Origin of the sequence: Streptomyces sp. NPDC101234 (genome assembly GCF_044767525.1) — a bacterium.
In the GTDB taxonomy this organism is placed as follows: domain Bacteria; phylum Actinomycetota; class Actinomycetes; order Streptomycetales; family Streptomycetaceae; genus Streptomyces; species Streptomyces sasae.
The window spans coordinates 82,837-103,277 of the sequence record NZ_JBIWOA010000016.1; the positions used below are offsets into that span (position 1 = coordinate 82,837).

Annotated in this window: 22 protein-coding genes; 6 read left to right on the top strand and 16 right to left on the bottom strand. The window is 72.0% G+C overall.

Features of this window, described 5'->3' with window-relative positions:
- Positions 1-888 (top strand): RNA polymerase sigma factor SigF, encoded by an 888-nt coding sequence (locus tag ACIRR9_RS28050; protein WP_403757150.1) that lies wholly within the window; start codon positions 1-3, stop codon positions 886-888.
- Positions 889-981: 93 nt separating this feature from the next.
- Here the strand turns inward: ACIRR9_RS28050 and ACIRR9_RS28055 are convergent, their stop codons facing one another.
- On the bottom strand, positions 982-1,434 hold the full coding sequence (locus tag ACIRR9_RS28055; protein WP_403757153.1) for an ATP-binding protein: 453 nt from the start codon (positions 1,432-1,434) through the stop codon (positions 982-984).
- 118 nt (positions 1,435-1,552) lie between these two features.
- Positions 1,553-2,878 (bottom strand): DUF6777 domain-containing protein, encoded by a 1,326-nt coding sequence (locus ACIRR9_RS28060; RefSeq protein WP_403757155.1) that lies wholly within the window; start codon positions 2,876-2,878, stop codon positions 1,553-1,555.
- Positions 2,879-3,033: 155 nt separating this feature from the next.
- Between ACIRR9_RS28060 and ACIRR9_RS28065 the strand changes: the two genes are divergently transcribed.
- A complete protein-coding gene (locus ACIRR9_RS28065) occupies positions 3,034-4,326 on the top strand; it encodes a streptophobe family protein (protein ID WP_403757158.1) in 1,293 nt (430 codons plus the stop codon).
- Here ACIRR9_RS28065 and ACIRR9_RS28070 read toward each other — a convergent pair.
- The 3 genes from ACIRR9_RS28070 to ACIRR9_RS28080 all read right to left on the bottom strand — a co-directional run bounded on the left by ACIRR9_RS28070 (position 4,323) and on the right by ACIRR9_RS28080 (position 7,720).
- Complete coding sequence (locus ACIRR9_RS28070; RefSeq protein ID WP_403757161.1) at positions 4,323-4,868, bottom strand: hypothetical protein; 546 nt, start codon at positions 4,866-4,868, stop codon at positions 4,323-4,325. The two genes, ACIRR9_RS28065 and ACIRR9_RS28070, sit on opposite strands and share 4 nt — an antisense overlap.
- Positions 4,869-4,899: 31 nt before the next feature.
- Positions 4,900-7,239: an FHA domain-containing protein gene (locus tag ACIRR9_RS28075; protein ID WP_403757164.1), complete on the bottom strand. Its 2,340-nt coding sequence runs from the start codon at positions 7,237-7,239 to the stop codon at positions 4,900-4,902.
- Positions 7,240-7,309: 70 nt separating this feature from the next.
- Positions 7,310-7,720 carry a hypothetical protein gene (locus ACIRR9_RS28080; RefSeq protein ID WP_403757167.1) on the bottom strand — a complete coding sequence of 137 codons (411 nt, stop codon included), beginning with the start codon at positions 7,718-7,720 and terminating at the stop codon, positions 7,310-7,312.
- A gap of 311 nt (positions 7,721-8,031) precedes the next feature.
- On the opposite strand from ACIRR9_RS28080, the gene ACIRR9_RS28085 reads away from it, so the two are divergent.
- Positions 8,032-8,415: a nuclear transport factor 2 family protein gene (locus tag ACIRR9_RS28085; protein ID WP_403757170.1), complete on the top strand. Its 384-nt coding sequence runs from the start codon at positions 8,032-8,034 to the stop codon at positions 8,413-8,415.
- Positions 8,416-8,531: 116 nt separating this feature from the next.
- On the opposite strand, the gene mgrA is transcribed toward ACIRR9_RS28085, so the two are convergent.
- Positions 8,532-9,524 (bottom strand): L-glyceraldehyde 3-phosphate reductase, encoded by a 993-nt coding sequence (mgrA, locus tag ACIRR9_RS28090; RefSeq protein ID WP_403757172.1) that lies wholly within the window; start codon positions 9,522-9,524, stop codon positions 8,532-8,534.
- A gap of 111 nt (positions 9,525-9,635) precedes the next feature.
- Here mgrA and ACIRR9_RS28095 point away from each other — a divergent pair, with 111 nt between their 5' ends.
- Positions 9,636-10,550 (top strand): LysR substrate-binding domain-containing protein, encoded by a 915-nt coding sequence (locus ACIRR9_RS28095; protein WP_316767373.1) that lies wholly within the window; start codon positions 9,636-9,638, stop codon positions 10,548-10,550.
- 13 nt (positions 10,551-10,563) lie between these two features.
- Here ACIRR9_RS28095 and ACIRR9_RS28100 read toward each other — a convergent pair whose 3' ends face one another.
- On the bottom strand, positions 10,564-10,968 hold the full coding sequence (locus ACIRR9_RS28100) for a hypothetical protein (protein ID WP_403757175.1): 405 nt from the start codon (positions 10,966-10,968) through the stop codon (positions 10,564-10,566).
- 329 nt (positions 10,969-11,297) lie between these two features.
- Between ACIRR9_RS28100 and ACIRR9_RS28105 the strand changes: the two genes are divergently transcribed.
- Positions 11,298-11,813, top strand: coding sequence for a DUF664 domain-containing protein (locus tag ACIRR9_RS28105; protein ID WP_316767368.1), 516 nt, complete (start codon positions 11,298-11,300; stop codon positions 11,811-11,813).
- Here the strand turns inward: ACIRR9_RS28105 and ACIRR9_RS28110 are convergent.
- The 4 genes from ACIRR9_RS28110 to ACIRR9_RS28125 form a co-directional block, all read right to left on the bottom strand.
- Positions 11,795-12,865 carry an adenosine deaminase gene (locus ACIRR9_RS28110; protein ID WP_403757178.1) on the bottom strand — a complete coding sequence of 357 codons (1,071 nt, stop codon included), beginning with the start codon at positions 12,863-12,865 and terminating at the stop codon, positions 11,795-11,797. The genes ACIRR9_RS28105 and ACIRR9_RS28110 overlap by 19 nt on opposite strands.
- A 38-nt stretch (positions 12,866-12,903) precedes the next feature.
- Complete coding sequence (locus ACIRR9_RS28115) at positions 12,904-13,296, bottom strand: VOC family protein (protein ID WP_403256160.1); 393 nt, start codon at positions 13,294-13,296, stop codon at positions 12,904-12,906.
- 186 nt (positions 13,297-13,482) lie between these two features.
- Positions 13,483-14,415, bottom strand: a complete 933-nt coding sequence (locus ACIRR9_RS28120) for a M56 family metallopeptidase (protein ID WP_403757483.1) — start codon at positions 14,413-14,415, stop codon at positions 13,483-13,485.
- Complete coding sequence (locus ACIRR9_RS28125; RefSeq protein ID WP_403757182.1) at positions 14,415-14,795, bottom strand: BlaI/MecI/CopY family transcriptional regulator; 381 nt, start codon at positions 14,793-14,795, stop codon at positions 14,415-14,417. Before ACIRR9_RS28125 ends, ACIRR9_RS28120 begins: the two co-directional genes overlap by 1 nt.
- A gap of 202 nt (positions 14,796-14,997) precedes the next feature.
- On the opposite strand from ACIRR9_RS28125, the gene ACIRR9_RS28130 reads away from it, so the two are divergent.
- Positions 14,998-15,456, top strand: coding sequence for a pyridoxamine 5'-phosphate oxidase family protein (locus ACIRR9_RS28130; protein ID WP_403757184.1), 459 nt, complete (start codon positions 14,998-15,000; stop codon positions 15,454-15,456).
- Positions 15,457-15,465: 9 nt separating this feature from the next.
- On the opposite strand, the gene ACIRR9_RS28135 is transcribed toward ACIRR9_RS28130, so the two are convergent.
- From ACIRR9_RS28135 to ACIRR9_RS28155, 5 genes are all read right to left on the bottom strand, one after another.
- Positions 15,466-16,371 (bottom strand): aldo/keto reductase, encoded by a 906-nt coding sequence (locus ACIRR9_RS28135; RefSeq protein ID WP_403757187.1) that lies wholly within the window; start codon positions 16,369-16,371, stop codon positions 15,466-15,468.
- Between the two features lie 34 nt (positions 16,372-16,405).
- A complete protein-coding gene (locus ACIRR9_RS28140) occupies positions 16,406-17,116 on the bottom strand; it encodes a chitinase (protein WP_403757190.1) in 711 nt (236 codons plus the stop codon).
- Between the two features lie 245 nt (positions 17,117-17,361).
- Positions 17,362-18,708 carry an aldehyde dehydrogenase family protein gene (locus ACIRR9_RS28145; protein WP_403757192.1) on the bottom strand — a complete coding sequence of 449 codons (1,347 nt, stop codon included), beginning with the start codon at positions 18,706-18,708 and terminating at the stop codon, positions 17,362-17,364.
- A 114-nt stretch (positions 18,709-18,822) separates the two neighbouring features.
- Positions 18,823-20,016, bottom strand: a complete 1,194-nt coding sequence (locus tag ACIRR9_RS28150) for an RNA polymerase sigma factor (protein WP_403757195.1) — start codon at positions 20,014-20,016, stop codon at positions 18,823-18,825.
- Positions 20,016-20,366: a YciI family protein gene (locus tag ACIRR9_RS28155; RefSeq protein ID WP_403757486.1), complete on the bottom strand. Its 351-nt coding sequence runs from the start codon at positions 20,364-20,366 to the stop codon at positions 20,016-20,018. Before ACIRR9_RS28155 ends, ACIRR9_RS28150 begins: the two co-directional genes overlap by 1 nt.
- Between the last annotated feature and the right edge of the window lie 75 nt (positions 20,367-20,441).

The window sequence follows — 20,441 nt, forward strand, 5'->3', positions numbered from 1 at the left end:
ATGAACACCGCCGGGATCCGGTCGGAAGCAGTGGACACAGCGCACCCCGCCGAGGAGTGGACAGCCGAGGGGGCACTGCCAGGAATCGAGGACCCGAAGACCGTCGCGCCGCGTGACGCGCGGGAATTGTCCCGCCAGTTCTTCCAACGGCTCGCTGAGGTGGAAGAAGGCACTCCCGAGTTCCAGTACGCCCGGAACACGCTCATCGAGATGAACATGTCGTTGGTACGGTTCGCGGCCGGACGGTTCCGCAACCGGGGCGACGACATGGAGGACATCGTCCAGACCGGAATGATCGGCCTGATCAAGGCCATCGACCGGTTCGAACTGTCGCGCGAGGTCGAGTTCACCTCCTTCGCGCTGCCGTACATCGTCGGCGAGATCAAGCGGTTCTTCCGGGACACCACCTGGGCGGTGCACGTACCCCGTCGGCTCCAGGAACTCCGTGTCGAGCTGGCCAAGGCCCGTGAGGAGCTCTCCAGCCGGCTCGACCGGGAGCCGACGGTCGCGGAGCTCGCCACACTCATGAACATCTCCCAGAACGAGGTGGTCGAGGGGCAGCTCGCCTCCAACGGCTACAACTCCTCCTCCCTGGACGCCGCGCTCACCGGGGACGGCCCCGAGGACGGCGAGTCGGTGCTGGCCGACTTCATCGGTGTCGAGGAGGAGGGCCTGCGGCTCGTCGAGGACTTCCAGTCGCTGGCCCCCCTCATGGCCGAACTGAGCGAACGCGACCGGGAGATCATCCATCTGCGGTTCGTGGAGGAGGCCACCCAGGCGGAGATCGGCGAGCGGCTCGGCTGCTCCCAGATGCATGTCTCCCGTCTGATCAAGCGGATCATCACACGTCTGCGCCAGGGGATGCTGGGCGAACTCGGCTGCGCCTGAGACGGCGGGCCCCAGGGCGCTGCCCCGCACCGGCGCGCGGGGCGGCGCCCGCGGCATGCCGCCGTCGGAACGGCGGTCGCCGGGGAACGGGTGTCACTGCGGGAGGTGGAGCAGCGCGCGCACCCGCTTGCCGACCGGCACCCGCTCCACGGTGACCTCGGTGGCCAGGGCGTGCACTATCTCCAGACCGTGCCGGCCGACCCGCTCGGGGTCCTTGGGGAAGCGCCGGGGCAGGGCGGCGCTGCTGTCGTACACGGAGACCAGGACCGCGCTGTCCGTGCCCTCCAGTTCGAGGATGTACGGACCGTTGCTGTGCCGGTCCGCGTTGGTGATCAGCTCGCTCACGACCAGCAGCAGCTCACCGTCGGCCCGCGGGTCGATCGCGGCGCACCACTCGGTCCTGAGCTGCTCCAGGAAGCGGGCCGCGAAGTCGCGGGCATCCGCGATGCAGCCGGGTTCGCCGGTGTAGTGCGCCGCCCGCCGCAGCGGCTCCACGGGTACGTCGAAGCCAGTCGGTATCACTGCCCCGCCCAGGTGTTCGATCATGCGTGTCTCTCTCGGAGGCCGGTCCGGCCGGTGGCTGTTGCACCCATGCTCGTACCCCGGCTGCGGTCCGGCAGTCCCCGGGAATGTTCGCGGACCGCGCACAAGGGCGTCACATGGCTCACACCTGCGGAGAACCGGGGCCCTCGGAGACCGAGCCGGGCGAGGACAGCGACGACTGGGGACCGGACGACGCCGGGGACACCGGCTGCGCGGAGGACGGGCCCTCGGTGGACGGCGATTCGGTGTTCGGCGATTCGGCCGACGGCGACTCGCTCTTCGGGGACTCAGTCGGCGGCGACCCGGAAGGCGGGGACTCGGAGGACGGGGACTTCGAGGACGGGGACTCGGACGAGGGTGACTTGGAGCCCGGTGACTGCGCGGACGGCGAGTTCGACGGCGGGGACTTCGGCGCCGTGCCGGGGCCGGACGGCCGCGACGGGCCGGTGGGGGCCGGCGGGCACGGCGTGGTGCCGGCCGCGCCGCTCTGCCCTGGTGTGGGCGGGCAGCCGGGCTGGGGCGGCGGGTACATCGGGTTCGGGTCGGCCGGGGGTTTCGCCGGGCGGTCGTGGCGCCCGGTGCCGTCGCCCCGGTCGCGGCCGAACCAGTCGTCGCGCTCGTGGTCGAAGATGACGAAGACGTCGATGATCTGCGCGGCGGGTGTGACGACGACCACGTTCGAGGGCCGGTACGCCGGCCATGCGGTGCCCATGGCCGTGGGGGTGCTCTGCTGTGCGACCGGCGGGGTCAGCGGGTTGCCGCAGGCGCAGCGCACCCGGGGCATGCCGTGTCCGTCGACGAGGACGGCGGTGCCGGTCTGGAGGACGGACTGGTAGGCGGTCGTGTTGCCGTCGCGGTAGCCGTGGTTGGTGACCCGGGTGTCCGCGCGCAGTTGTACGGGGGTGAGCGAGCGCAGGTAGGCGGGGACGCCTGCGGGCCGGACGCCGACCTGCGAGGCGAACGCCTTGTTGCGCGGGGGCGAGTCCTGGAAGTACTTGATCTGTTTCTCGACGTCGCAGCTGCTCGTGTACCGGGTGCCGCTGTAGAGGCCGGGCGCCCCGCCGTCCACCCCGCGCAACTGGTCGGCCGGCGCCGCGGACGCGGCCGGGGCGGGGGTCACCGGTGCGACGGAGCTCTTCTCGGCGCTGGACTCGGTGAACGGGTCCTGGCCGGCGCTGCTCGCGGCCTGGAGGAAGACCTCGCCGTGCCTGCCGGAGCCGCCGCCCACCCGGGTGAGGACCACGGCCAGGGCCGCGGCGACCACCACCGCGGTGGTGAGCATCGCGATCCGGGGCGCGGACCTCCACCACGGCCGGTGCGGCCCTTCCTCCTGACCGCCACCGCCCGGTGGCTGCGAGGGGGGTCCGGCGGGCGGACCCGAGGGCCCGGACAGCGGTCCGGAGGGAGGCCCGGCGGGGCGGCCGGACGACGGCGGTTCGACGCTCACGCGCTCATCTCCCCGTGGCGTTAAACGGCATTTGCGATAAATGCCTCATTCAATGCACAGCGAGCCCAATGTGCGCCGGTCCGGTACCGCCCGCAAGCCGACGCGTACGGCCCACTCGGCGGGCGGGGTGTCCGGGTGTTGCTTAGCGTGACAGCGTGAGCCCGCGAATCGCCTCCGCGCGGCCGGCGGCCGCGCCGGCCGGCCGGTCCGTGGCCCGGCACGGCTGGCCGCCGGCCCTGGCCGCGGTGGTGGCGGCGCTGGCCGCCATGGTCGTGGTGGCCGCCGTGGGGCTGTGGGCGGCGGGCGCGTCGGACCTTCCGAAGGGCGCGTTCCTGCCGGTGGTGCTGGCGACCGTGGTGACGGCGGTCGGCGGCACCGTCGAGCTGTCGGGCAACGCGGGCGATCTGGCCCGGACCAACGCCGGGCTGACCGTCGTACCGCTGTCGGTGACGCTGGTCGGAGCGCTGACGGTCGCGGGGGGCTTTCTGCGGCCGCTGCGGCACCGGGCGGTGGCCGGTGTCCGGGAGCTGGCCGGGTGGGCGGCCCGGATCGCGGTGCTGTGGGTGCTGGCGCTGCTCGGGTTCGCTCTCGGTGCCCGGCACACTTTCGCCTTGGACGTGGGCAGCGGCACGCTCAGCGACCTCGCCGGCCTGCTGGACGCCTCCCCGAGGGTGGGGTTCACGACGGACGTGCCGTTGACGGTGGTGCTCGGCGTGCTGTGGCTCGCCGGGATCCTGCTGCTGGCGCTGCTGGTGTCGCCCGGGGCACCGCTGCCGGGGCGGCTGCTGCGCTTCCAGGCGTCGGTGCGCCCGGCGGCGTACGCGATGGTCGTGCTCCTGCTGGCGTACGTCGGTCTGGCCCTGGTGGCCGCGCTGGTCGCGATGGTGACGCGCGGGCATGCCAGGGAGACCCTCGCGGTCGTCCTGCTCGGGCTGCCCAACCTGGCGTGGCTGGCCCTCACACTCGGTCTGGGCGCCACCTGGCACGGCAGGGTCGACGGCCCGTTCGGTCTGCCGGTACCGCATGTGCTCGCGGAGGTGCTGCGCACCCCGGACGTCTCGGCCCTGAACCTGCGCACGATCACCGCCCACGACGGCCGCTGGTGGTGGCTCGCCGGGGTGGCCGCGGTGCTGCTGCTCGCGGTGGCGTTCCTGATGACGGTGCGCTCCCCGGCCCGGATCCGCCCCTGGCAACACGCCCTGCATCTCGCGATCGCCCTCGCGCTGACGATGCTGACCCTCTGTCTGACCGGCCGGATCTCCGCCCACTACGGCCTCTCCCTGCTCGGCATCGGCGACCTGGGCGGCAACCTGTCCGGTCAACTGCTGCTGGACCCGGAGCTGTGGTCGGCGGTGGGCCTGGGCGCCCTGTGGGGGCTGGTCGCCGGATTCCTGGGCGCCCTGCCGGCCCGTCCGGTGCACCGGCCGGGCGAGGTGACACCGGCCTAGCCCTCGGGGGTGACCACCCGGGTCGGATCGTGACCGGGGCCGTCGTGGCCCGGCTGTGGCCGGTCGGTGACGTATGTCGACAGCCGCCGTCCGTCGCCGTACAGCCAGCGTCCCTGGGCCGGGTCGTACAGCCACATGGACTCCCCGTCGACGACCACCCCGATGCGCAGCCCGTGGGTCCGGCCCCGGAAGGACTCCCCATCGAGACCGCCGCCCGCGAGGTCCTCGACGGCGGCCCGGTAGTCGGCGAGGGCGTATTGGGCGCGGGCCAGCAGGGGGCGCGGGTCGGTGGCCTCGGTGGCCGGTCCGCCGGGGAGGGGCGGGTCATGGGGTACGGCGACGAGGTAGCGGCCGTCGACCCAGGCGGCCCAGCCGTTGGCGCAGCTGATGTGGGCCCAGTCGCCGCGTCGTTCCACGAGCTGCACCGGCAGCAGCGGGTCGAGGGGTACGGTGGGCCGGCCCGGGTCGGGGGCCTCCCAGGCCGGCATGCCGTCGGCCGGAACGACGTGGGTGGGCCGGAATCCCGGGGTGGTCGTCGTCATCGCCTCGCCTCCTTCCGCATGACCGCGTCGCCTACTTCCGCATCACGGCGGGTTCGTGCCGGCGCAGCAGCCGGGACAGCACCAGCCCGAAGACGAGCGCCAGCACGACCAGCATGACCATGTTGCGCAGCCACACGCTCGCCGAGTGCCGGAAGAGCGGGTCCGCGGTGAGGCTGCCGGGCACGATGCGGTGCAGGTCGACGGTGCCGGCCATGGCGGCGAGCGCCCACCGTGCGGGCACCAGCCAGGCGATCTGTTCGATTCCGGGCACGCCGTTCACCTTCAGCACGGTCCCGCAGAAGACGACCTGGACGATGGTGAGCAGCACCAGCAACGGCATCGTCACCTCCTCCTTGCGGACCAGCGCGGAGATCAGCAGGCCGAGCATCATCGCGGTGAAGGAGAGCACGGCCACGGCGACGGTGATCTCCAGCAGGGGCGGCATCAGCACCCCTTTGCCACCGGGCGCGTCGAGGGCGACGCCGGCCAGGCCCACCTGGGTGAGCACGATCGCCTGGAGGACGGTGATCGTGCCGAGGACGACGACCTTCGACATCACGTACGCCGACCTGGGCAGGCCGACGGCTCTCTCCCGCTGGTAGACGGTGCGTTCCTTGACCAGTTCGCGGACGGCGTTGGCCGCGCCGATCAGCACGCCGCCCACGCACAGGATGAGCAGCACGTTGGTCGCGGTGTCGAGGGTGAGCCTGCTGCCGGCGACGGCCCGGGCCATCGCGCCCATGACGAACGGCAGCGCGATCATGATGGCGAGGAAGGTCCGGTCGGCGGCGAGCGCGGCCGTGTAGCGGCGCACCAGTGTGGAGAACTGGGCGCCCCAGCTGCGCGGTCGCGGCGGCGGGGCCGGGGCGACCGGGCCGCTGCGCGGCAGCACCGGCTGCGCGCTGGCGTTCACGATGTACTTCCGGTGGTACGACGAGGCGCGGTACTCCCCCGCCCAGTCCCGGTCGGTGTCCCGCTCGAACGCCTCGAAGGCCTCGGGCCACTCGTCGAACCCGAAGAAGGCGAGGGCCTCGCCGGGCGGCCCGAAGTAGGCGGTCCGGCCGCCGGGCGCAAGGACCAGGAGCCGGTCGCAGACGTCCAGGCTGAGCACGCTGTGGGTGACGACGATGACGGTACGGCCGTCGTCCGCGAGGCCGCGCAGCATGTTCATCACCGAACGGTCCATGCCGGGATCGAGTCCCGAGGTCGGCTCGTCGAGGAAGAGCAGTGACGGCTTGGTCAGCAGTTCCAGGGCCACGCTCACCCGTTTGCGCTGCCCGCCGGAGAGGCTGTGCACGCGCTGCTCGGCGCGCTGTTCGAGGCCGAGTTCCCTGATGACCTCCTCGACCCGTTCCCGGCGCTCGGCCTTCGCGGTGTCCTCGGGGAAGCGCAGTTCGGCGGCGTAGGTGAGGGCGCTGCGCACGGTCAGCTGGACATGCAGGATGTCGTCCTGCGGGACCAGGCCGATGCGCTGGCGCAGCTCGGCGTAGTCGCGGTAGAGGTCGCGGCCGTCGTAGAGGACGGTGCCGTGTTCGGCGGGGCGCTGTCCGGTGAGGGCACCGAGCAGCGTGGACTTGCCCGCGCCGCTCGGTCCGACGACGGCGAGCAGGCATTTCTCGCCCACCGGGAAGGAGACGTGGTCCAGCAGGATCCTGCGGTCGCGGCCGGCGGTGACGGTGAGGTCCTGGACGTCGAGGGAGACCTCACCGGTGTCGACGTACTCCTGCAGCTGGCCGTCGACCAGGCAGAACGCCGAGTGTCCGATGCCCACGACGTCGCGGGGGCCGACGGGGGCGCGGGTGATCGTGCGGCCGTTGAGGAAGGTGCCGTTGTGGCTGTCGAGGTCGACGATCTCGTAGCTGCCGTCGGGGTGGGCGCGCAGTTCGGCGTGGTGGCGGGAGACGACCAGGTCGTCCACGACGACGTCGTTGTCGCCGGCGCGGCCGATGCGGACCGTGCGGGCCTGCAGCCGTCGTACCGAGGAGGGCTGCCGGAAGGTGCCGGTCCGGCTGGGCATCGAGACGGCGGAGGGACGGTCCCCGGCGGGTGGTGCGCGGCCCACCAGGACGGCGCTCGGGCCGTCGGCGGGACTGCCGAAGCGGATCACCGTGCCCGGTCCGACCTCCCACTCCCGGATGCGGCGGCCGTCGGCGTAGGTGCCGTTGGTGCTGTTCTCGTCGGCCAGCGTCCAGTGGCCGTCCTCGGGCCGTAGCACCGCGTGGTGCCACGAGACCCGGGCATCGTCGATGACGATGTCGCTGTACGGGTCACGCCCGACGTGGTAGTCGCGGCCCGGGCTCATCACCGTGGAGCCGGTGTCGGTCTCCAGGACGAGTTCGGGCGCGGTCTCGGCGACCGGCCACTCCGCCATGGGCAGAATTCTACCGATCTGTCTGCTTGTGCGCCCGGCCGTGTTCCGCGCGGACGGCGGCTGTCACGTGTCAGGCGACGGGTACCACGAGTGCCGGGATGGTGCGCTGCATACGGAGGGCGTCGACGGACTCGGCGAGCAGTTCGTACTCGGTGGTGTCGTCCTGGAGGGCGATCCGTACCAGGCGTCCGCCGGCCAGCTCGTCGGCGACCAGCTCCTGCCGGACCACGTCGGCGCACCAGGCGCGGAGCATCCCGGGGACGTCGGAGACGGTCTCCCCGACCGGGACGAGCGCCCCCTGCGGGAATCTGGGGTTCTCGGGTAAGGGGTCGAGCCGCTCCGCGATCCAGGACGCCCGGTCCCGTAACCACCACAGCGCCAGTGCCAGGGTCGGCGCGCGGTAGGTGCCGAGCGGTACGCCGATGCGCTGTCCGCCGCAGATGCCGTATGCCGTCACATGGCACAGGAATTCGTCGTGCACGATCACTCCCCCGTAGCTCGCCGGTGTGCCGTCGCGGGCCGGTTTCCGTGCGGCTCCTGTGCGGTGAAGTGCTCCCGAGATTCGAGTATGTTCACTTTCGAAACACTGTCACCACGCCTTTCCGGCCAGTCTCTTGGCATATTCCCCTCGCGAATTGGCCGAAATGCGCGAGCTGTACCGGCCAGCCTTCATTACCCGAGGGGTAATCGACCCGTCACCCGGATCCGGGCATGGTGGTGCCAACGGATCGCCGCAAGCCGCGATCCACCCCCTGACCAGCAGTGACGACCCTCGATGGAGGCTGATTCGCCATGTCCGTGAACACCGACCGTTACCAGACCGCCGCTGCCCGCTACTTCGAGGCCTGGAACGCCACCGGGCCCGAGGCGCTGGGCAAGGCGGTCGCCGAGGCCTGGGCTCCGGAGGGCGGCTACACCGACCCGCTCGCGGATGTCTCCGGACACGCGCAGATCACGGCCGTGATCGCGGCGGTGCACGAGCAGTTCCCGGGTTTCGTGTTCCGTCCCCTCGGGGCCGTCGACGGCCACCACGACACCGCCCGCTTCGGCTGGGAACTGGTGAACGAGGCCGACGACTCGGCCCCGGTGGCCGGATTTGACGTGGTCACGCTCAACGAGGAGGGCCGGATCCGGCAGGTGCTGGGCTTCCTGGACCGGGTTCCGGCCGGGGCCTGAGCCGGCGGCCGACGGATCGGTGCCCTCGCGGTGGTCTCCTGAGGACAAGAACTGGAGACCACCGCGGGTTCAGGACCGGCAGGCGGACACGGTGTGCGTCCGCCTCACCGGACACTTCAGGGGTTGACGATCTCGTCGATCCGGGCCAGTTCCTCGGTGTCGAAGTCGAGGTTGCCGATGGCGCCGACGCAGTCCTCGACCTGCTGCGGGCTGCTGGCACCGATCAGCGCCGAGGTCACCCGGCCGCCGCGCAGCACCCAGGACAGGGCGAGCTGCGCCAGGGTCTGACCACGGCCCTTGGCGATCTCGTCGAGGGCGCGCAGCCTGCCGACCAGGTCCTCGGTGACCGCGTCCGAGTTCAGGAACGGGCTGTCGCTCGCGGCCCGCGAGCCCTCGGGGATGCCGTCGAGGTAGCGGCCGGTCAGCAGGCCCTGCTCCAGCGGGGAGAAGACGATGGAGCCGACCTGGAGCTCGTCCAGCGCGTCGAGGAGGCCCTCGGTCTCCGGGCGGCGGTCGAGCATCGAGTAGCGCGGCTGGTGGATCAGCAGCGGGGTGCCGAGTTCGCCCAGGATGCGGGCGGCCTCCCGGGTCTGCTCCGCCGAGTAGTTGGAGATGCCGACATAGAGCGCCTTGCCCTGCTGGACCGCCGAGTGCAGGGCGCCCATCGTCTCCTCCAGGGGAGTCTCCGGGTCCGGGCGGTGCGAGTAGAAGATGTCGACGTAGTCCAGGCCCATCCTCTTGAGGGACTGGTCGAGGGACGACATCAGGTACTTGCGCGAGCCCCACTCGCCGTACGGGCCGGGCCACATCAGATAGCCGGCCTTGGTGGAGATGATCAGCTCGTCCCGGTAGGCCGCGAAGTCGGCCCTGAGCGCCTCGCCGAACGCGGACTCGGCGGCGCCGGGCGGCGGGCCGTAGTTGTTGGCCAGGTCGAAGTGGGTGACGCCGAGGTCGAAGGCGCGGCGCAGGATGGCGCGCTGGGTCGTCACGGGCCGGTCGGGCCCGAAGTTGTGCCACAGGCCGAGCGACAGCGCGGGGAGCTTCAGGCCGCTGCGGCCGGTGCGGCGGTACGGCATGTCGGCGTAGCGGTCGGGGTGTGCGGTGTACAACGCGACTCCAGGGGGGTGGGCACAAGATCTACCAATGCCACTCTTTCCCGAGCCGCGGGCAGCGGTCCAACAGAAGAATCCGATGGAATTGAGCGGCTACGCTTCTCAATCATGGAACTGCGCCACCTCCAGCATTTCGTCGCGGTCGCCGAGGACCAGCACTTCACCCGGGCCGCCGAACGGCTGCTGGTGTCCCAGTCGGGCCTGTCCGCCTCCATCCGCGCCCTGGAGCGCGAGCTGCGGGCTCCGCTCTTCGTGCGGACGACCCGCCGGGTGACCCTCACCGAGGCGGGCCGGGCGCTGCTCGGCGAGGCGGAGCGCATCCTGGCCCAGGTGCGGTCGGCGCACGAGGCGGTGGCGGCGGTGCAGGGGGTGCTGCGCGGGACGCTGGCGCTGGGCACCGAGCAGTGCATCGCCGGGGTGCATGTGGCGGGGCTGCTTGCCGCGTTCCGGCGCCGGCATCCGGACGTGGAGATCCGGCTGCGGCAGGCGGGTTCGGGTGCGCTGGCCGAGGAGGTGGCGGCGGGCCGGCTCGACCTGGCCTTCGCCTACCGCACCCAGGACGACACCGACCAGCTGCGCTCGGTGTCCCTGACCGGCGAGCCGATGACGGTGCTGTGCCATCCCAGCCACCGGCTCGCCACGGCCGGCGCGGCCGTGACCCCGGAGGATCTCGACGGGGAGGTGTTCGTCGACTTCCACCCGGACTGGGGCCCGCGCCGCACGACCGACGCGGCCTTCGCCTCGACCGGCACCCGGCGCACGGTCGCCCTGGAGGTCAACGATGTGCACAGCCTGCTGGACCTGGTGGACGAGAACCTCGGCATAGCCGTCGTACCCCGGCACTTCCGCCACAAGCGGCCCTCGCTCACGGCGCTCGCCCTGAAAGGCACGGACGAGGCCGCCTACCAGACGGTCGCCCTGCTGCCGCCCGAGACGGCCACCAGCCCGGCGGCCCGGGCCCTGATCACCCTCCTCGAAACCGGGGACCTGGCCACGCCTCCGGACGGGGCCTGCCCCTCCTGACCCCAGGTGACGCTCAGCCCATCGGGCTCGCGGACGATCCGTCGGCGCAGTGGTCGTATGCGGACTCCGCCGAGGGATACGACGTGCTCAGGGCTATCCGGTTGCCCGGGGCGTCGTCTTCGCAGACGTATCCCCCTGGACCCGAGGAAGGCTTGATCCGCAGCAGCACTTCGTAGGACGAAATCCGTACGCGGCGAGTGCCGCCCGCTGCGACGACTCCCAGGCTCTCCTGCTCCGAGCATTCGTCGTCCCCGTCGCCGGCACACCAGAAGACGCGCACGGCGTCGGACGTGCCGTTCGTCAGGGTGATCGGGGCGACGTTCTCGGGGTCGGTCGGATCCGGGTTGCAGCCGGCAAGACAGAGAGGGACGAGACTCAGTAGGACCAGGGGCCCGCAACGGGTGACGGCCTTGCGCATCCGCTATGCCTGGCTGATCAGCACACCGGCTGCGCACAGGGCGAACGCAAGCCCCAGCAGGCTCTTGCTCCCGCTGCGGCCGGAAGCCTGCCGCGGGAGTTCCCGCGCGCAGAGCAATGATCCGCTCAGCAGGAATACACCGGCAACGACACGCCTGATCACCTGCATGGGCACCCGCTCAATCCGTCACCGAGGTCTGCGGCGCTCACGGTACAGGCCCGGGGCGAGCCGCATCCGGGCACTCTCGAACGGCGCCCCGTCGTCGCCTCACGGACGACGGATGCCGGATTCCGCACGCAGGACGACCGGCGATGCGCGATCGTGGTCGCATGCATGCAAGGGACATCCTCATCGACGGCTTCGGCCGCATCCAGGAAGAAGTCCATGCCGCCCTCGACGGCCTCGACCCCGACCTGCTCAACCGGCGCCCGGCCCCCGACGCCAACTCCGTCACCTGGCTGGTCTGGCACCTCACCCGGATCCAGGACGACCACATCGCCGACGCCTTCGACCTGGACCAGGTGTGGCTCACCCATGGCTGGGAGAAGCGTTTCGGCCTCGACCTGCCACCCCATGACCACGGGTACGGCCACACCTCCGAGCAGGTCGCCAAGGTCACGGTGGACTCCGCCGACCTGCTGACCGGCTACTTCGACGCGGTGCACGAGCAGACCCTGAGGGTGCTGCGCGACCTCCCCGCGACGGATCTCGAACGGATCGTGGACGTCCGCTGGGATCCGCCGGTCACCCTGGGCGTACGGCTGGTGAGCGTCCTGTCCGACGATCTTCAGCACGCCGGACAGGCGGCCTATCTGCGGGGGCTGCTTCAGAGCGCGGAGGCGTAGCCCGGCAGGACGACGTCCTCGATGAGGGCCTTGCGCTCGTCGAACGGGATGAACGCGCTCTTCAGGGCGTTCACGGTGACCGTGCGCAGGTCCTCGACGGTCCAGCCCGCCTCCGCCACGAGAAGGGACATCTCCCGGGTCATCGTCGTCCCCGAGACCAGCCGGTTGTCGGTGTTGAGGGTGACCCGGAAGCCCAGCTCCTTCAGCGCGGTGATCGGGTGCTCGGCGATCGAGGTGGCGCAGCCGGTCTGGAGGTTGGAGGTGGGGCACATCTCCAGGGCGATACGCCGGTCGCGCACCCAGCTCGCGAGGCGGCCGAGCTTGCCGTCGACGATGTCCTCGGTGATCCGCACGCCGTGTCCGATGCGCTGGGCACCGCACGCCTGGACCGCCTGGTGGATGCTGGGCAGCCCGAACGCCTCACCGGCGTGGATGGTGAAGGGCACGCTCTCGCCGCGCAGGTACTCGAAGGCGTCCAGGTAGCCGACGGCCGGGTAGCCGTCCTCGGCGCCGGCGATGTCGAAGCCGACGACACCGGCGTCCCGGTAGGTCACGGCCAGCTCGGCGGCCTCGCGGACCCGGTCGAACATGCGCATGCCGCAGAGCAGGGTACCGACGCGGACGGGCGTCCCGGCGGCGGCCGCCTTCGCCATACCGGCCGCGAGGCCCTCCTGGACGGCCTCCACGACCTCGTTCGGCGTCAGCCCACCGTTGACGTTCAGCTCGGGCGCGTAGCGCACCTCGCCGTACACGACACCGTCGGCGGCGAGGTCGAGGACGTACTCCTCGGCGACGCGCCGCAGCCCTTCCTCGGTCTGCATCACGGCGAGGGTGTGCTCGAAGGTGGCTATGTAGCGGACCAGGTCGCCGGAGTTGGCGGCCTCGAAGTACCAGGCGGCCAGCTCGTCGGGGTCGGTGGTGGGCAGGGTGTGCCCGATCTCGGCCGCGAGCTCGACGAGGGTGGCGGGGCGCAGGCCGCCGTCGAGGTGGTCGTGCAGGACGGCCTTGGGGAGGCGGCGGATCAGATCTGCGTCTACGCGCGTAGCGGTCATGGTGGAGCTTTCCTCGGCAACTGGTTCGGGGTGTTCGGTCAGGCGGCGGGCTGGAGCAGGTCCCAGCGGTTGCCGTAGAGGTCCTGGAAGACGGCGACGGTGCCGTACGGCTCGTGCCGCGGCTCCTCCAGGAAGGTCACACCGGCGGCGGCCATCCGGGCGTGGTCGCGGGCGAAGTCGTCGGTGTGCAGGAAGAACCCGACACGCCCGCCGGTCTGGTCGCCGACGCGGGCACGCTGGTCCCCGTCCTTGGCCCGGGCGAGCAGCAGTCCGGTGCCGTGGCCCTGGGCGCCGGGTTCCACGACGACCCAGCGGGACCCGTCCGGGCGGGGCTCGTCCTCGACCAGCCGGAACCCCAGGGCCTCGGTGTAGAAGCGGATCGCCTCGTCGTAGTCGCCGACGACGAGGGTGACCAGGGCGACGCGTCGCATGGGGGCCTTTCGGTGGGGGCGGTTAGCGGGAGAGGTTATACGTAAAACGTAACGGATGCCAGCCGCCTTTTCCCAAGGGTGCCTGCAGCGCCCTGTAAGGGGCGCTGGAGGTACCCTCGGCCGAAGGCTGGGGGAGGAACTGCGCGACCAGCCCCCACGAGCCCGCACCCTCGAACGGCGCCCGCCCTATCGCTCCGCTTCCCCCTGCGCGACCTCCACCCGATGGTGAAAGTCGATCACCCCGGTCGCCGAAGCGACACACGACACCGCGGCGCAGGCCGCGAGCAGCACCGCGACCCATGCCCCGGCCCGCCGCCGCCCCGCCGCCGGCACGGTCAGCAACGCCTCGACCCGCCGCGGCACCGGCCCGGACACCGCCCCCGGCACGAACGCCGGCCGCTCGATCGCCCCGCCCCGCCCCGCCAGCGCGGCGCGGGCGATCGCGCGGGCCGTCAGCCGCCGGTCCCCCACCGCGCTCGCCGCGGCCTCGTCGGCGACCCGCTCCACGGCCAGCCGGATGACGTCCCGCACCCGCCGAAGCGCCGGATGGCAGTGCGCGGCGAGCTCGGCCGCCGCGAGGAAGTAATGGTGACCGCCGGCGTTGTGGGCCCGTTCGTGGGCGAACAGCGCCTCCCGCTCGGCCCCGTCCAGGCTGCGCAGCATCCCCGTGGTGACCACGATCCGGTGCGGCCGTCCGGGCAGCGCGTACGCGTCCGCGCCCGGGGAGTCGACCACGCACAGGTCACCCGCGGCGGGCCCCCGCCCGGCCGCTGTGCGGGCCGCCCGGAACGCACGGATCTGCCGGAGCGCCGACCGCGTGCAGGTCCAGGCGCACACGGCGAGGCCGCCGACCGACACGGCCGCCAGCGGCAGCACGAAGCGGTCGGAGGCGGTGTGCAGCGGCCGGATCAGCTCACCCAGCGTGGCGAAGAAGGACAGCTGGAACAGCCCGGTGAGGACGAACGCGCCGAGCGCGGCCAGGGTGCACCCCGCAAGGGCGACGGCCGAGCCGGTGACCGCCCAGAGCGCGACCGTGGGCGTCAGCCGGTCGAGGGCCCGCCGGGCCAGCGCCGGCAGGGCGAACGGCACGAGGAGCGGCAGGATCAGCAGCGCGGTCATCATCCACCGGGTTGCTCGTCGGCTTCGAGCAGCTCCCGCAGGATGCGCTCGTCGGCGGGGCCGAGCTGGGCGACGAAGCGGGCCAGCACGGTCTCCCGGTCGCTGTCCCGGTCGAGTTCACTGTGCATCCGCTTCGCGGTCAGGCCCTGTGCGTCCTGGACGGGGACGTAGGCGAAGCCGCGCCCCTGCCGGTGCCGGTGGACCACGCCCTTGTCGTGCAGCCGGGAGAGGATCGTCGTCACGGTCGTACGGGCCAGGTCCGTGCCGAGGCTGCGCTGCACCTGTCCGGGGGTCTGGGGCGCACCGGCGGCCCACAGTGCCGCCATCACGCTCGCCTCGAGTTCGCCGGCGGGCCTGCGTTCGTCCTTCGCGTCGGCCATGGAAGGTTCCTCACCCCTTCTTCGTCGAGTCCGGCAGACCGTCTACGGCAGTGTAGTCAACCGGGCGGCGGCCACCGCCCGTGAGCCCATTATGGGAGGGGCCGCCGTCACCGGCGGATGAGATGTCCCACCCTGACCGGTACCGGAGACCTAGGGCGCGGGCCCGAGGTGCGGGACGGGCCTGGCCGGTAGTTTCGCGGCCATGAAGATCACGGAGCCGCCCCGTTCCGCCGAGCGGCGCAAGGACGACGTGCTGTCCCGGCTGGAGCGGGAGACCGACATCTGGGTGGCCACGGCCGACGACGCCGGGCTGCCGTGTCTCGTGCCGCTCTGGTTCGTCTGGTATGGGGAGGCGGTGTGGCTGTCGACCCGGATCACCAGTCCGACCGGCCGCAATCTGCGGGACGGGGGCCGGGCCCGGCTCGCGCTCGGGGACACCCTCGACGTCGTCCTGCTCGACGGGGAGGTGACCGTCTTCACCCCGGCCGACGTGCCGCAGGCGGCGGCCGGGGCGCTGCGGGCGAAGACGGGCTGGGACCCGAGCGGGGACAGCCCGTCGTACGCCTTCTTCCGGATCCGGCCGGACGCGGTGCAGGCCTGGCACGGGGAGCGCGAGCTGCGCGGCCGGCACCTGATGCGGAACGGGGTGTGGGTGGTCTGACCCGGACCGTCAGCCCGCCTTGGTGTGCAGGGCGTCGAGCCGCGCCAGCTCCTCGTCGGTGAGCCGGACGGCGCCCGCCGCCACGTTCTCGGTCAGATGGTCGGGGTTGCCGGTGCCGGGGATGGCGAGGACGTGCGGGCCCTGGTGCAAGGTCCAGGCGAGGCGGATCTGGGCGGGGGTGGCGTCGTGCGCCCGGGCTACGGCGAGGACCTCGTCGTCGTGGTCGTCGGTGGCACCGTGCGCTCCGGCGTCGCCCGCGACGGCGAAGAACGGCACGAAGGCGATGCCGCGTTCGCCGCAGATACGGACCACTTCGTCGGTCACCGGGTTCGTCGCGTCGAGTCCCCAGCGGTTCTGCACGCACACCACGGGGGCGATGGCCAGCGCCTCGTCGAGGTGGCGCGGTTCGACGTCGGAGACGCCGAGGTGCCGGATCAGGCCCGCCTCGCGCAGCTCGGCGAGGGCGCCGAAGTGCTCGGCGATCGAGTCCTGCCGCATCCGACGGAGGTTGACGACGTCGAGGTGGTCGCGGCCGAGCTGGCGCAGGTTCTCCTCGACATGCCCGCGCAGCTGGTCCGGCCGGGCGGGAGTGCCCCACTCCCCCGAGTAGTCCCGGTACGGGCCGACCTTGGTGACGATCACGAGGTCGTCGGGGTACGGGGACAGCGCGGTGTTGATGAGTTCGTTGGCGGAGCGCAGGGCCGAGAAGTAGAAGGCCGCCGTGTCGATGTGGTTCACGCCGAGCTCGACGGCCTTGCGCAGTACGGCGATCGAGCGGTCGCGGTCGCTGGGGGTGCCGTGGTGGAAGGCGGCGCTGCCCGTCAGCCGCATCGCGCCGAAGCCGAGGCGGCGGACGGGCAGGTCGCCGAGTTTCCAGGTGCCGGAGGCGTCCGCGGTGATCGTTTCGGAGGTCATCGGCGGAGTCTGGCACACGGCCTCGGCGCAGGGGTCAGCAATAGAGGTTGTTGCCGGTCGGTACGCCGAGGATCCGGGTGAACTTCTGGTAGGCGCTGACCCGGCTCTGCACCTGCGCCGGGTTCTTGCCGTCGCACTCCAGGGAGCCGTTGATGCTGCGGATGGTCTGGCCGAAGCCGGCCTGGTTGACCATGGCGTTGTGGCCGGTCATGGTGCCGGGGCCGGTCTGGGTGTTCCAGTACCACAGGCCGGTCTTCCAGGCGACGGCGGAGTTATTCTGCACCTGCCAGGGGTTGTTGAGCAGGTCGATGCCGAGCGCGTCGCCTGCGGCCTTGTAGTTGAAGTTCCAGCTGAGCTGGATGGGGCCGCGCCCGTAGTAGGCGGACTGCCCGGCGGGACAGCCGTACCACTGGCTCCGGTCGCAGTAGTGCGAGTAGTTGGCGGTGTTCTGCTCGACGATGTAGACCAGCCCGCCGGTCTCGTGGCTGACGTTGGCGAGGAAGGCGGCGGCCTCCTGCTTCTTGACGGTGGCGCTGCCGGTGTTGGCGAAGGCCGGGTAGGCGCTGAGCGCGGCGGTGAGACCGCTGTAGCTGTAGAAGGAATTCCGGTTCGGGAACATCTGGTTGAACTGCGCCTCGCTGACGACGAAGCCGGCGGCGGAGGCCGAGGGGGCCGCCTGGAGCACCAGGACGGAGCTGCCTATGGCGAGCGAGGTCAGGAGTGCGGCGATACGGCGCCTCGACATGGATCAACTCCTTTGCGGAGCACGGCCGCACCCCTGGAAGGGGGAGCGGCCGCGGTGGGGGGTGTGAGGCACACTCAACTGCTTTGGTCTGTACCAGTCAAGGGTGTAGACCAGTCATTCGGGCGTCGGCCCCCGATCCGGGTCTCTCCCGGTTGCGGTCGGAAACAGAGAAGTCGGACCCGCCCCGGACAGCCGTCGGGCCCGGTCGCGCCACAACGCGGCCGGGCCCGGCGGGTGTCGGCGGATCAGCTCAGCGGCTTCGCCAGGACCGCCTTGCGGTGGCTGAACGTCTCGATGGAGTAGCGGCCGTGGTAGCTGCCCATGCCGCTCTCCCCCACCCCGCCGAACGGCAGGTCGGAGACGGTGAGATGGGCGACCGGGAGGCCGTGGCCCAGGCCGCCGGAGGAGGTCTCGGCGGCGATCCGCTCCCGGGTGTCCGCGGACTCGCTGAAGACGTAGAGGGCGAGAGGCTTGTCACGGTCGTTGATGAACCCGATCGCGTCGTCCAGGTCCGCGACGGTGACGACGGGCAGGATCGGGCCGAAGATCTCCTCCCGCATCACCGGGGACTCGGGGTCGACGTCGGCGAGCACGGTGGGCGCGATGTACTTGGCCGCGCGGTCGCTGTCGCCGCCGACGGCCACCCGGCCCGAGCCGAGCAGTCCGCTGAGCCGGTCGAAGTGCCGCTCGTTGACGATCCGCCCGTACTCGCCGGACTCCTTCGGCTCGGCTCCGTACAGCGCCTCGATCGCCTTGGCCAGGGCGGGTTCCAGGGCGGCGGCCGTCTCGGGGTCGGTCAGGACGTAGTCGGGGGCCACGCAGGTCTGCCCGGCGTTGAGGAACTTGCCGCGCGCCAGCCGGTCCGCGACCACCGCGAGGTCGGTGCCGCGGTCGACGAACGCCGGGGACTTGCCGCCGAGTTCGAGGGCGACCGGGGTGAGGTGCTCGGCGGCGGCGCGCATGACGATGCGGCCGACCGCGCCGTTGCCGGTGTAGAAGATGTGGTCGAAGCGCTCGGCGAGCAGGGCCGTGGTCTCCGGGACGCCGCCCTCGACGACGGCGACGGCGTCGGTGTCGAGGTAGTCCGGGAGCAGCCGGGCCAGCGCGGCCGAGGTCGCCGGGGCCAGCTCACTGGGCTTGACGACCACCGCGTTGCCTGCGGCGAGGGCACCGGCCAGCGGGCAGAGCAGCAGCTGGGCCGGGTAGTTCCACGGCGCGATGACGAGGGCGACGCCGAGCGGGTCGTACTGCGTCCAGGCGGTCGCGTCCGCGCCCAGGTGCGCCGGGACCGGGGCGGGCTCGGGGCGCAGCCACTCCTCCAGGTGGTCGAGGGTGTGGTCGATCTCCCGGACGGTGAAGTCGATCTCCGTACGGTAGGCCTCGCCGGAACTCTTGCCCAGGTCCGCGTGGAGGGCGGCGGCCAGCTCCTCGCCGCGCTCCGTGAGCATGGCGCGCAGCCGGCGCAGCTGGCCGGTGCGCCACTCGACGGGCCTGGTGCGGCCGGTGCGGAAGGTGGCGCGCAGCCGGGCCGCGATGTCGGCGGGCTGCTCGGGGGTGGACTGGTTCACGGATGCCTCGCTGGTGGTGCGCACGGGCCTTGCGGCCCGACTGCGGTCTCGACAGTAAGATGCATATTGCAACCATTCATGGGCCGAAGTAAATTCCGGCGCGTCGAAACCACGTCGCTTGACGAAGGTCACATCCGCTCAACCGGCGAGTTCGGACCGCCGCCGGGCGAGGTGTGCCCGTTCGGGCAGGCTGTCCGCGAGACCGATGGCCGCGTCGTACTCGGCCACCGCCTCGGCGTCCCGGCCGAGGCGGCGCAGCAGGTCGGCGCGGACGGCGTGCAGCACGTGGTACCCGGCGAGATCGAGCGCGTCGACCAGCTCCAGGGCCGGGCCCGGGCCCTGGACCTCGGCCACCGCGACCGCCCGGTTCAGCGCGACGACCGGGCTCGGGGCGACGGCCGTGAGCTGGTCGTACAGCCGCAGGATCTGTCCCCAGTCGGTGGCCTCGGCGGCCGGTGCGTCGCTGTGTACGGCGTTGATCGCGGCCTGGATCTGGTACGGGCCGGGGCGGTTGCGGCGCAGACACCGCCGGACCAGGTCCTGCCCCTCCTCGATCAGTTCCCGGTCCCACCGGCCGCGGTCCTGCTCGGGCAGCGCCACCAGCTCGCCCCCGTCCGGCTCCCGGGCGGGCCGGCGGGCCTCGACGAGCAGCATCAGCGCGAGCAGCCCGGCGACCTCGGGCTCGTCCGGCATCAGCCCGTACAGCAGCCGCCCCAGCCGGACGGCCTCGGCGCACAGGGCGGGATCACCGCCGTACCCCTCGTTGAAGATCAGGTAGACGACGGCCAGCACCCCGCTCAGGCGGTCGGGCAGGTCGGCGTCCTTCGGTACCCGGTACGGGATGCCCGCGTCGCGGATCTTGGCCTTGGCGCGCACCAGGCGCTGCGCGAGGGTGGCCTCGGGGACCAGGAAGGCGCGGGCGATCCGGGCGGTGCTGAGCCCGCCGAGCAGGCGCAGGGTGAGGGCGACCCGGGACTGGAGGGCGAGCGCGGGATGGCAGCAGGTGAAGATCAGACGGAGCCGTTCGTCGCGCACGGGGCCCTCCTCGGCCGGTGGGACGGGCGCGTACAGCCGGGCGGCCTCGGCGTGCCGGGCGTCCCGGGAGGACTCGCGGCGCAGCCGGTCGAGCGCGCGGTTGCGGGCGGTGGTGATGATCCAGCCGGCCGGGCTGGGCGGCACCCCGCTCTCCGGCCATCTGTCCAGTGCCGTGGTGAAGGCGTCCTGGACCGCTTCCTCGGCGAGGTCGATGTCGCCGAGGAAGCGGACCAGGACCGAGACCGCGCGCCCGTACTCGGTACGGAAGACGGCCTCGACGTCGGCGGGGTCCGCCATCAGTACTGCCCCATGAAGGGCCGCACCTCGATGGGGAGGGTGGTGGCGAGGGCGCACTTGCGGCCCCACTCCAGGGCGGCGTCCAGGTCCTCCGCGCGGATCAGGCAGATCCCGCCCAGGTATTCCTTGCCCTCGGCATAGGGCCCGTCGGTGATCAGCACGTCGCCGTCCTTGGGCCGCAGCACGGTGGCCGTCTCCGGGCCGTGCAGACCGTCCGCGAACACCCAGGCGCCGGCGGCGCGCAGCTCGTCGTTGAACGCCTCGACGTCGCGCATGATCGCGGCGAGCGCGTCGGGCGAGGGCGGGGTGCCGTCGGCCGGCTGGACCACACTGAGCAGGTAGTGCTTCATGATGTTCTCCTCGGTCGTCATGGGATGTCATCGGGGGTGTCGTCGGGGGTGTTTTCGCCTTCTACACGAACGGAA